Source organism: Vibrio sp. Vb0667 (assembly GCF_033391095.1).
The window spans coordinates 1-1,315 of record NZ_JAWPOL010000203.1 but is presented as its reverse complement, the minus strand read 5'-3'; the positions used below and the strand labels follow the sequence as shown (position 1 = coordinate 1,315).

The window sequence follows — 1,315 nt, the reverse complement described above, 5'->3', positions numbered from 1 at the left end:
AACGTACGGAAGATCGCAACATAACAATTACGGTTTAAAGGAAACATAATGGCTTCATTATCACTTTCAGCGTTGGTCGAAAGATTGTCTCCGCAAGCGAAGGAAACGCTAGAGCAAGCGGCGGCAATGGCAAGTTCGCGTACACATCATAGTATAGAGTTGACCCACTGGTTGTTGGCGATAGTTCAACATCCATCCGGTATTTATTCAGAAGTGTTTGAAGCTTTTGATATTGATGAAAGAAAAGTCGAAGAACAACTGCAAGCTCAGCTTGAAAAATACAAAACTGGATGCCAAACCGTCCCAGGCCTTTCTGCTTATACTGTAACCATGATGCAGAATGCTTTGATGTGTGCAACGATAGAGTTTCATGAAGAACAAGTGAACTGTATCCACTTACTGTTTGCGTATCTTTCTGATGACACGCTAGTGAATATGATGAACGCTATTAGCGCGGAGCTAGACAAAGTCGAACCATCTCGCCTAGTCGCAATGAAAGAGCATGTGGGCGATGGTGGAAACAATACTTCTAAGGCGACGAGCAGCTCGAACTCTGCATTGAATCAGTTCACAACGGATCTTACTGAGCAAGCTAAAGCTGGAAAAATAGATCCTGTTATCGGTCGCGACAATGAAATCCGCTTGATGATCGATATCTTATTGCGTCGCCGCCAAAACAATCCGATCTTAACGGGTGAGGCTGGTGTAGGTAAAACTGCGGTAATTGAGGGGCTGGCGCAAAAAATAGTGGATGGGGATGTTCCTCCGGCTTTACATGATGTTGCCATCAAATCACTCGATCTTGCTTTGCTTCAGGCGGGTGCGGGGATGAAAGGGGAGTTTGAAAACAGACTTAAAAATCTCATTCGAGAAGTGAACGAATCTTCGCAGCCAATCATTCTTTTTATCGATGAAGCTCATGGTCTAATCGGAGGTGGTGGTCAAGCGGGACAAGGTGATGCTGCTAACATATTGAAACCAGCGTTGGCTCGAGGAGAGTTACGGACCATCGCTGCAACTACGTGGGCTGAGTACAAAAAATATTTTGAAAAAGATGCCGCGTTAACGAGGCGCTTCCAGGTTGTGAAAGTAGACGAGCCGACTCCTGAGTTAGCGGTAGATATGCTTAGAGGCTTGGTTAACATCATGGGGCAACATCATGATGTCTATATCACAAGCCAAGCACTGAATGCTGCGGTACAACTTTCTGCTCGCTACATCAACGGACGCCAGCTACCAGATAAAGCAGTATCGGTATTAGATACTGCAGGTTCGCGTGTTGCATTGAGCCAATCTGCCACTCCGGGCGCGTTGG

The 1,315-nt window shown here is 45.9% G+C and carries 1 protein-coding gene; it reads left to right on the top strand.

Translation table 11 applies throughout. From position 1 onward, the window contains the following. Positions 1 to 48 precede the first annotated feature (48 nt). Positions 49 to 1,315: AAA family ATPase (locus tag R8269_RS24625; protein ID WP_318222830.1), on the top strand; the 1,267-nt coding region annotated here is incomplete at its 3' end.